The organism is Saliniramus sp. (assembly GCF_035311605.1).
GTDB lineage: Bacteria > Pseudomonadota > Alphaproteobacteria > Rhizobiales > Beijerinckiaceae > Saliniramus.
Genome location: NZ_DATGCW010000311.1, coordinates 1 through 9386 on the forward strand (window position 1 = coordinate 1; position 9386 = coordinate 9386).

A 9386-nucleotide genomic window follows, 5' to 3' on the forward strand; every position below is an offset into this window, starting at 1 on the left:
TGCCAGGCATGCGGATCGAATTCGCCATGGAGGTGATCGTCGTGGCTGTGGCCGTGATCATCGTGTTCGTGCCCGTGATCGTCGTGGCTGTGGCCGTGATCATCGTGTTCGTGCCCGTGATCATCGTGGCTGTGGCCGTGATCGTCATGATCATGACCATGATCATGATCATCATGCGCGTCGCCATGCCCGCCATCCGGGATCGCGTCGATATTCTCCGCAACCACGACGACCGGCGCCTGCGTGCCTGATGATGCGATCAGGCGATCGATCCAGCCCTCGTACAAAAGACCGTTGGTGAAGACGACATCACCCTCGGCCAGGCGGCGGGCATCGGCGGGGCTGGGCGAATAGACGTGACCGTCGCCGTCGGGGCCGACCAGCGTCGTCACATCGACGCGCTCGCCGCCGATCTGGCCGACGAGGTCACCGATGATCGAGAAGGTCGCAACCGCCTGGACGCGCTCCTGCGCGAGCGCGGGAATGCTGATTGCTCCGACCAGCATCGTCCCGGCGAGCAATGTTATAATATTACGTTTGTGAAGCATAAAAACCTCCGTTTTCGCATCAGCGCTTCAGGCTTCGAGGTGGCGGCGTGGCAAGGCGGCCCGGATCAGGCCGCTCTCACGCCCGAGGAAGAGCGAAATCAGATAAGCGATACCGGCGACCAGGATGATCGCGGGGCCGGCCGGCAGGCCGTGATGGTAGGAGAGCAGCAAACCGCCCATCCCGGAAAGCATGCCCGTGGCAACCGCAATGACCACCATCATGGTGACATCGGCGCTCCAGAAACGCGCGGTGGCTGCGGGCAGCATCATCAGCCCGACGGCGAGCAGGGTCCCGAGCGCCTGGAACCCGCCGACGAGATTGAGAACGACGAGACCGAGAAAGACCAGATGCAGTGGCGTGCCGATCCGCGCCACAGAGCGCAGATAGACCGGATCGACGCATTCCATGACCAACCCGCGATAGGTCGCGGCCAGGATCAGCAGGGTCACGCTGGTGATGCCGGCGATCAGGATCAGCGCGGCATCGTCGAGGGCGAGCACGGAGCCGAACAGCACATGCATGAGATCGACGCTCGAGCCGCGCAGGGACACGATGGTAACGCCGAGCGCGAGCGAGAGCAGATAAAACGCCGCGAGAGACGCATCCTCCTTGAGCACCGTATAGCGCGTCACCAGCCCCGAGAGTACGGCCACCACGATACCGGCGGTGAGACCGCCGAGCGTCATGGCGGGGAGCGACAGCCCGGCGATCAGAAAGCCGATCGCGGCCCCGGGCAGGATCGCATGCGCCATGGCATCGCCGGTCAGGCTCATGCGCCGCAGCATCAGGAACACCCCGACGGGCCCGGCGCCCAGCGCCAGCACCAGCGCGCCGAACAGCGACCGGCGCATGAAATCGAACTGGATGAAGGGGCCGATCAGAGCGTCGAACACGAGCAGGTCTCCGGGCTCAAGCGCGTTCACAGGCCTGGGCGAACGGATCGTTCGCCTCGACCATGCGGCGTGCGTGCAGGAGATTCTCGGGACGCAGCACATTGTCCGTGGCGCCCCAGGCCACGGGCTCGCGCGCGATCAGGAGCGTCTCCGGGAAGACTTCGCGCACCAGATCGATATCGTGCAGGACGGCGATGACGGTGCGGGCCTCGTCATGCCAGCGCCGCACCAGATCGAGCAGATCGCGGGTCGTCTTGGCGTCGATCGCGGTGAAGGGTTCGTCCAACAGGATCAGCGAGGCATCCTGCAGCAGGAGCCGCGCAAACAGTACGCGCTGCATCTGCCCACCCGAAAGCGTGCCGATGGTCCGGCGCTCGAACCCGGTCATGCCGACGGCGGCGATCGCTTCCGCGATGCGGGCGTGATCGGCACGGCGGATCCGCCCGAACAGACCGCGCCGGCCCCACAGACCCATGGCGACGAGGTCATAGACAGGAATCGGGAAGCTGCGATCGAGCTCGGCCGCCTGCGGCAGATAGGCGATGCGGGCCTGCTGCGTCGCCTCGCCCTGCTGTGCAGCCTCGCGACGCGGCATCTCGATGCGCCCGCCCAGCGGACGCAGTGCGCCGACGATACCCTTCAGAAGCGTGGATTTGCCCGCACCGTTGGGCCCGACGATCGCCGTCAGGCTGCCCCGTGCGATCACCCCGTCGAGATGATGCACGGCGGGGTGGCGGTCATAGCCGAGCGTCACATCGTCGAAACGGATCGCTGCCTGTGTCGTCATGCGCGTCATCGGTTCTGTCATGTTCAGATCCAGCCGATCAGGCGCGCCAGCGTCAGCCAGACCAGTGCGAGCAGCAGGCCCGCCCCGGCAAGGCGCTGCAGCGCCGACAACCGCATCAGCGACCAGCTCGGCGCCAGCGCCCTCGCACGCGGCGCATGAGCATGACCGGCTGCCTGATGAATATGGGGATCACTCATGAATGTTCTATTATAACATCTCTGCCAGTGAGGCTAGGGGCCTTCGCGCTTTTCCCGCGAAATGATTCCGGCCGCGCGCAGGCGCGGAAGCGGGCGCGCATTCCCGGTTGAGGCCCCTCCTCTCGCTCTTGCTCTTGCCCGCGCGCGGGGCCACATTGGCGTCAATCGACCGGCGGCATTGCAAGGCAGTCGGCATAGGAAAATCTGGAGGATGCTTCATCATGACCGCCACCATCGTGGGCTGGGCCCATATGCCTTTCGGCAAGCACGATGCCGAGACCGTCGAGAGCATGGTCGTGCGGGTGACCCGCGATGCGATCGCCCATGCCGGCATCGAGGCCGGTGACGTCGACGAGATCGTGCTCGGCCATTTCAACGGGGGTTTCAGCGCCCAGGATTTTACCGCATCCCTCGTGCTCCAGGCCGATGACGCACTGCGCTTCAAGGCCGCGACGCGCGTCGAGAATGCCTGCGCCACCGGCTCCGCCGCCGTGCAGCAGGCGGTTAAGACGATCGAGGCGAAGCGCGCGAAGGTCGTGCTCGTGGTCGGCGTCGAGCAGATGACCACGACGCCGGGCAAGGAGATCGGGCGCAACCTTCTCAAGGCTTCCTATCTGCCCGAGGACGGCGAGATCGAGGGCGGCTTCGCCGGCGTGTTCGGTCAGATCGCCGCCGGCTATTTCCAGCGCCATGGCGACCAGTCCGACGCGCTCGCCATGATCGCGGCGAAGAACCACGCCAACGGCGTCGCCAACCCCTATGCCCAGATGCGCAAGGATCTCGGTTACGAGTTCTGCCGCACCGAATCGGAGAAGAACCCCTTCGTCGCCGGCCCGCTCAAGCGCACCGATTGCTCCCTCGTCTCGGATGGTGCGGCGGCCCTCGTCATCACCGATGTCGAGACGGGTCTGCGCATGAAGCGCGCCATCGCCTTCCGCGCCACCACCCACAAGCAGGATTTCCTGCCCATGTCGAAGCGCGACATTCTCAAATTCGAGGGCTGCAGCGTGGCGTGGGCGAGCGCGCTCGCGGATGCCGGCATCACCCTCGACGATCTCTCCTTCGTCGAGACGCATGACTGCTTCACTATTGCCGAGATGATCGAATATGAGGCGATGGGCCTTACCCCCGAGGGCGAGGGCGCCCGCGCCATCAAGGAAGGCTGGACGCAGAAAGATGGCAAGCTGCCCGTCAATCCGTCGGGCGGCCTCAAGGCCAAGGGCCACCCGATCGGCGCCACCGGCGTTTCCATGCATGCGCTGTCGGCCATGCAGCTCGCCGGCGAGGCGGAAGGCATCCAGGTCAAGGATGCCACACTCGCGGGCATCTTCAACATGGGCGGCGCGGCGGTTGCCAATTACGTTTCGGTGCTCGAACGTATCAAGTGAGGGAGCGTGCAGCGCTCCCTCCCCTCTCCCTGGTGGAGGGGAGTCCGGGCGTGCCCTTCATCGAGGGCGATCTTCACCCTCCCAATCCGGGCGCGGGATTGTATTATCATGCGCGAGAAGTACGGTCGGGCGCGCTGCCGAAAGCACCACCAGACAACCCATGACCCACAACCAACCCGGAGACCATCATGAGCCTTGCAGGAAAGACCGCCCTCGTGACCGGAGGCACCTCCGGGATCGGCCTCGCCATCGCCCGCGCGCTGGCTGCGGAGGGGGCCGATGTGGTGATCAACGGGCTGGGTGATCCGCAGGAGAATGCGCAGACTGCCGAGGACATCGCGCAGAAATGCAAGGTCAAGTCCTATACCTCGCCCGCCGACATGACCGATCCCGATGCGATCGCGCGGATGATGGCGGAGGCGAATGAGAAGCTCGGCACGATCGACATCCTCGTCAACAATGCCGGCATTCAGTACGTTTCGGCGGTCGAGGAATTCCCGATCGAGAAATGGAACCAGATCATCGCGATCAACCTTTCTTCGGCCTTTCACACCATCCGCCTCGCCGTTCCCGGCATGAAGCAGAAAGGCTGGGGGCGCATCATCAACACCGCCTCGGCACATTCCCTCGTCGCCTCGCCTTACAAAGCAGCCTATGTCGCGGCCAAGCACGGGCTCGCCGGCCTGACCAAGACCGTCGCGCTCGAGACGGCGCAGGCGGGTGTCACCGTGAACTGCATCAGCCCCGGCTATGTCTGGACGCCGCTCGTCGAGAACCAGATCCCCGATACGATGAAGGCGCGGGGCCTGAGCAAGGAGCAGGTGATCGAGGACGTGCTGCTCAAGGCGCAGCCCACCAAGCAGTTCGTCACCGTCGACCAGATCGGCGCCATGGCGGTGTTCCTCTGCTCGGATGCGGCGAGCCAGATGACCGGCGCCAACCTCTCCGTCGATGGCGGCTGGACGGCGCAGTAACGCGCGCAAGTTCGGGCATCTGGCCAAAGGGGCAAACGGCAGCGGCGCGCTTGTCAGTGCCGGGCGGCTTTGCGATGCATCGGCAGGGTCGACGCGAGATCGTCCCGCAGGAGGAGCCCGCCATGCCATCAGTTGCCACCGGTCGCCATTTTCTGCAGATTCCCGGGCCGACCAATTGTCCGCTGCCCGTGCTGGAAGCGATCGCGCGCCCGACGATCGACCATCGCGGGCCGGAATTCAAACGCCTCGCCGGGACGGTTCTCGAAGGCATTCGCCCGATCTTCGGTACGCGCGAGCCCGTGGTGATCTTTCCCGCCTCGGGTACAGGCGCCTGGGAAGCCGCCCTCGTCAACACGCTCTCGCCGGGCGATCATGTCCTGATGTTCGAGACGGGCTGGTTTGCGAGCTTGTGGCGCAAGCTCGCCGAACGGCTCGGCCTGAAAGCGGAGATCCTGCCGGGCGACTGGCGTGGCGGCGTCGATGCGGCGGCGATCGAGGAACGGCTGCGCGCGGATCGGGGCCATGCGATCAAGGCTGTCTGCGTGGTGCATAACGAGACCTCGACGGGCGTCGCCTCCGACATACCCGCCCTGCGCAAGGCGATCGATGCTGCGGGCCATCCTGCCCTGATGATGGTGGATACAATCTCATCGCTGGCATCGATCGAATATGATCACGACGGCTGGGGCGTCGACGTCACCGTGGCGGGCTCGCAGAAGGGGCTGATGCTGCCGCCGGGGCTCTCCTTCAATGCCGTCTCGGCGAAGGCGCGGTCCGCCTCCGCCAGGGCCCGGCTGCCGCGGGCCTTCTGGGACTGGGAGGACATGATCGCGGCCAATGCCTCGAACGTCTTTCCCTATACGCCGGCGACGAACATGCTGCAGGGACTGAAAGTGGCGATCGAACTCCTCCAGGCGGAGGGGATAGACAACGTTTTCGCCCGCCACGAGCGCGCGGCCCGCGCCACCCGGGCCGCCGTGGCGCATTGGGGCTTCGAGACGCAATGCGCCGATCCCGCCCGCCATTCGGCCTCGCTGACGGCGGTGCGCCTGCCCGAGGGCCATTCCGCCGACGCCCTGCGCGAGACCATTCTGGAACGTGCCAACATGTCGCTGGGCAACGGGCTCGGCCCGCTCGCCGACCGTGTCTTCCGGATCGGGCACCTGGGTGATTTCAGCGACGCATCCGTTACCGGCACGATCGCCGGCGTGGAACTCGGCCTGAAACAGGCTGGCATCCCGCATCATGGCGGCGGTGTCGAGGCGGCGCTCGGGATCCTCGCAGGCAATGCCTGACGCCGGAACGAAAAAGGGAGCGGCACGCCGCTCCCTTCGGTCCCGATCATCATCAGGCGAATGTTACGCCCCGATACCGCCGCGCCGTACCGTCACGCGCGCGCCCACTTTCACGCGGTTGTAGAGATCAACGATGTCTTCGTTGAGAAGGCGCACGCAGCCCGAGGAGACGGCCTCGCCGATCGACCAGGGCTCGTTGGTGCCGTGAATGCGAAACAGCGTGTCGCGGTTGCCCTGATACAGATAGAGCGCGCGGGCGCCAAGCGGGTTCTCGATCCCGCCTTCCATATGGGTCGGCAGCGATGGGTCGATCCGGCGCATGTTGTCGGTCGGGCTCCAGTTCGGCCATACGCCGGTGCGTGCGATGCGGGCATCGCCGCGCCAGGCGAAGCCATTGCGACCGACGCCGATGCCGTAACGCATGGCCTTGCCGCCATCCTCGACGAGATAGAGGAAGCGATTGTCGATATCGACCACGATCGTGCCCGGCGCTTCGCGGCCCGGATAATCCACGCGCTGGCGGTGGAATTTACGATCGAGCAGCGCCTTGTTGACCAGCGGCACGTCATAGGGGTCATCCGCCATCAGGCCCGAATACCAGGCATTGAGATGACCCGTACCGGCCTGGATCACCGGGTTGGGCTCATGCGGCTGGCAGGCCGCGACCAGAAGGCCGAGGGCGGCGAGCAGGGAGAGGCGCGCGGTGGCAATCCGGGCAAGGCCCTTCAGGGCACGTAAAGCGATCATGGCCGACAGCAATCCGTCAAAACGTGATTCGGGTGGAGGATACCGACCCCGTAGAACCCCTAAGGCATTGCCATCGAATCGCCAAGTTCCGCATGCCCACGCCTTGAGCGGAAGCCCCTGCCTGTGACCATATTGCCGCACTCATCGCAGTGCGGCATCGATGAGACCGGAAGTCTCACGCCGCCTGCATGGTGAGGACCTGCGTTGCGATCGTGAAGTAGATCATCACCCCGGTCACGTCGGCGATCGAGGTCACGAGCGGCGCGCTCGCGGTGGCAGGGTCGAGCTTGAGACGGGAGAGCACGAAGGGCAGTGACATGCCAATCAACGCGCCGACCAGCACGATCGCCACCATCGACAAGGCAACCACGAGAGCGATATCCGGTCCGGCACGCAGCACGCCGATCAGGGAGACTGCTGCGGCCATGGATATGCCGAGCAGGAGCGCGGTGGCGAATTCGCGCCCGAGCACAGAGGCCCAGTCGCTCATGCGCACGTCGCCCGTCGCCAGCGCGCGCACCATCAGGGTTGCGGATTGCGCGCCGGCATTTCCGCCAGAGGCGATCAGCAGCGGCAGGAAGAACAGCAGCGCCAGATGCGCCGCGATGGTATCCTCGAAGAAGGCGATGCCGGCGCCTGAGAAGATATTGCCGAAGACCAGCAGTACCAGCCAGAATATGCGCGCGCGGTAGAGAACGAAGATGCTCGCATCGCGCACGGTTGCCTTCAGCCCCGACACCGTACCGACCTTGTGGAAATCGGTGGTGGCTTCCTGTTCCTGCACGTCCATGGCGTCGTCCTGGGTGACGATGCCGACGAGTCTGTCGCCGCCATTGATCACCGGCAGGGCGATCAGGTCGTAGCGGGAGATGATCTGGGCGGCCTCCTCGCGATCCTCCTCGGCCCGGATGAAGACCGGATTGGTATCCATCAGATTGCTCACGCGCGCATTGGCCCGCGCCACGATCAGATCGCGCAGGCTGATCACGCCGAGAAGCTGGCGATCCGCGTCGATGATATAGGCCTGATACACCGTCTCGGCGTCGAGCGCCTGGTTGCGCAAGGCCTCGATCGCCTCCTTCGCCGTCATGTCGGGCGTCAGGGTGGCGTAGTCCGAGGTCATGATCGAGCCCGCCGTATCCTCCGGATATGAGGCGAGCTTGTGCAGATCGTCGCGCTCGGCCTTGGCGAGGCCGGGCAGCACGGCTTCCCGGGCAACGGGGTCGAGATGCTTGTAGAGATCGACGCGCTCGTCATGGCTCATCGCGCTCATCAGCCGCGCCAATTCGCGCCGGCCCATGAGATCGGAGAGCTCGATCTGGTATTCGGGATCCAGATAGCCGAAGATCTGCGCCTGCTCGTACAATCCGACATGGCGCATGGCGGCCAGCGCCTCTGCGGCTTCGAGCGTGTCGAGAATGGTGGCGATATCCGCCGGTTCCTGCGTGTCGAGGAAGGCACGCAGTGTTTTCTTGTCGCCGTCCTGGAGACAGGTGCGCAGCGCCTGCGCCACGATGGCGAGGGTTTCGTCGTCCGCGAGGACGTTGCGATCGACCTCGAGATCGAGAAGAGCCTGGTTTTTCGTCATGACCACCTCCTCGCCGGTATGCACACCGGCGTGAGCTGGTCCAACGGCGATCAGCCGAACAGAACCGTCATGCCGGTGCGGTTACCCGCCTGCGCAGCTTGCGCGTCTGGATTCATGGCGCTTCCGCAGAAGCGCCGACTAGGGCTGTCGTCCATCATTCTCTCGATTGGATAGGCATCGCCGAGCTGCGACGGAGCGGGCATGATCCCAACGCCCGGAAATGTCAAGCTGTTCCGGAAAATCAGCGGGAGCTTCCGTGAAATCCGCAAGGATACGACGCAAGGGGCGCCATTGACGCAACGATTCGCGTCCCGGGCGCCACTCTAGCGCCCGCGCAGGATCAACTGGTTGCCGCGCACCTCATAGGAGGCGAGCCCGTCGAGGAAACTCATGCCCAGAAGGTTGTGCGACAACGCTTCGGGCCGGGCGACCAGAGCGCGCACACGGCTCTGCGTGATGTCGCCGACGGTCAGTCTGTCGAGGGTGATCGGCGCCGTCATGGTGCGCCCGTTGGCGGTAACGACCGGCACGACGAAGCGCAGATCCTCCGCTTCATAGCCAATACGCCGGGCATCATCCATGGTGACCACCACCACGTCGGCGCCGGTATCGAAGATGAAGCGCATGGAAGCTCCGTTCGCTGTGCCGTCGAGCATGAATCCGCCGGTCCCGCCACGCGTCACCATCACCTCGCCGGGCTCTGTTACCCGCGTCATGCCCGGCGCGGCCTCACCGAGCACACGGCTGACCACGGTTTCGAGCTCGAAACGGTAGGTGTAGATCGTCATCAGGGCGATGATCATCGCGACCCAGATCACGACGGCGCGAAACGCGTCCGACAGCCGTCCACGATAGCGTCCGAAGACCGCCCCGGAGAGCAGCAGCAGCAACGCCGACAGGCCCGTCACCCGGGCGAACTGGTCCGGTGTCATCCCCAGGATATCGCGCTCGCCGAAAGTAAAGACCAG

The 9386-nt window shown here is 65.0% G+C and carries 10 protein-coding genes; 3 read left to right on the forward strand and 7 right to left on the reverse strand.

All coding sequences use genetic code 11. From position 1 onward, the window contains the following. The 4 genes from VKP01_RS13820 to VKP01_RS13835 all read right to left on the reverse strand — a co-directional run. Positions 1–548 (reverse strand): metal ABC transporter solute-binding protein, Zn/Mn family (locus tag VKP01_RS13820; protein WP_324413245.1); only part of this gene is annotated, 548 nt, incomplete at its 3' end. A 27-nt stretch (positions 549–575) separates the two neighbouring features. Beyond that, positions 576–1400 carry a metal ABC transporter permease gene (locus VKP01_RS13825; protein WP_324413263.1) on the reverse strand — a complete coding sequence of 275 codons (825 nt, stop codon included), beginning with the start codon at positions 1398–1400 and terminating at the stop codon, positions 576–578. Positions 1401–1458: 58 nt separating this feature from the next. Continuing rightward, complete coding sequence (gene aztA / locus VKP01_RS13830; protein WP_324413247.1) at positions 1459–2250, reverse strand: zinc ABC transporter ATP-binding protein AztA; 792 nt, start codon at positions 2248–2250, stop codon at positions 1459–1461. Positions 2251–2252: 2 nt separating this feature from the next. Continuing rightward, positions 2253–2426 carry a hypothetical protein gene (locus tag VKP01_RS13835; RefSeq protein ID WP_324413249.1) on the reverse strand — a complete coding sequence of 58 codons (174 nt, stop codon included), beginning with the start codon at positions 2424–2426 and terminating at the stop codon, positions 2253–2255. Between the two features lie 221 nt (positions 2427–2647). Between VKP01_RS13835 and VKP01_RS13840 the strand changes: the two genes are divergently transcribed. The 3 genes from VKP01_RS13840 (at position 2648) to VKP01_RS13850 (ending at position 6083) form a co-directional block, all read left to right on the forward strand. After that, positions 2648–3814 (forward strand): acetyl-CoA acetyltransferase, encoded by a 1167-nt coding sequence (locus VKP01_RS13840; protein ID WP_324413251.1) that lies wholly within the window; start codon positions 2648–2650, stop codon positions 3812–3814. A 188-nt stretch (positions 3815–4002) separates the two neighbouring features. Further along, complete coding sequence (locus VKP01_RS13845) at positions 4003–4788, forward strand: 3-hydroxybutyrate dehydrogenase (protein ID WP_324413253.1); 786 nt, start codon at positions 4003–4005, stop codon at positions 4786–4788. Between the two features lie 122 nt (positions 4789–4910). Next, positions 4911–6083: a pyridoxal-phosphate-dependent aminotransferase family protein gene (locus VKP01_RS13850; protein ID WP_324413255.1), complete on the forward strand. Its 1173-nt coding sequence runs from the start codon at positions 4911–4913 to the stop codon at positions 6081–6083. Positions 6084–6146: 63 nt separating this feature from the next. Here VKP01_RS13850 and VKP01_RS13855 read toward each other — a convergent pair whose 3' ends face one another. From VKP01_RS13855 to VKP01_RS13865, 3 genes are all read right to left on the reverse strand, one after another. Then, on the reverse strand, positions 6147–6830 hold the full coding sequence (locus VKP01_RS13855) for a L,D-transpeptidase (RefSeq protein WP_324413257.1): 684 nt from the start codon (positions 6828–6830) through the stop codon (positions 6147–6149). Between the two features lie 175 nt (positions 6831–7005). Next, on the reverse strand, positions 7006–8418 hold the full coding sequence (mgtE, locus tag VKP01_RS13860) for a magnesium transporter (protein WP_324413259.1): 1413 nt from the start codon (positions 8416–8418) through the stop codon (positions 7006–7008). A 323-nt stretch (positions 8419–8741) separates the two neighbouring features. Further along, positions 8742–9386: retropepsin-like aspartic protease family protein (locus VKP01_RS13865; protein ID WP_324413261.1), on the reverse strand; the 645-nt coding region annotated here is incomplete at its 5' end.

What these genes read in the sequence shown, in the direction of transcription:
- VKP01_RS13825 (WP_324413263.1), bottom strand. Translation starts at nt 1,400, where the DNA reads ATGCGCCGGTCGCTGTTCGGCGCGCTGGTGCTGGCGCTGGGCGCCGGG.
- aztA (WP_324413247.1), bottom strand. Translation starts at nt 2,250, where the DNA reads ATGACAGAACCGATGACGCGCATGACGACACAGGCAGCGATCCGTTTC.
- VKP01_RS13835 (WP_324413249.1), bottom strand. Translation starts at nt 2,426, where the DNA reads ATGAGTGATCCCCATATTCATCAGGCAGCCGGTCATGCTCATGCGCCG.
- VKP01_RS13840 (WP_324413251.1), top strand. Translation starts at nt 2,648, where the DNA reads ATGACCGCCACCATCGTGGGCTGGGCCCATATGCCTTTCGGCAAGCAC.
- VKP01_RS13845 (WP_324413253.1), top strand. Translation starts at nt 4,003, where the DNA reads ATGAGCCTTGCAGGAAAGACCGCCCTCGTGACCGGAGGCACCTCCGGG.
- VKP01_RS13850 (WP_324413255.1), top strand. Translation starts at nt 4,911, where the DNA reads ATGCCATCAGTTGCCACCGGTCGCCATTTTCTGCAGATTCCCGGGCCG.
- VKP01_RS13855 (WP_324413257.1), bottom strand. Translation starts at nt 6,830, where the DNA reads ATGATCGCTTTACGTGCCCTGAAGGGCCTTGCCCGGATTGCCACCGCG.
- mgtE (WP_324413259.1), bottom strand. Translation starts at nt 8,418, where the DNA reads ATGACGAAAAACCAGGCTCTTCTCGATCTCGAGGTCGATCGCAACGTC.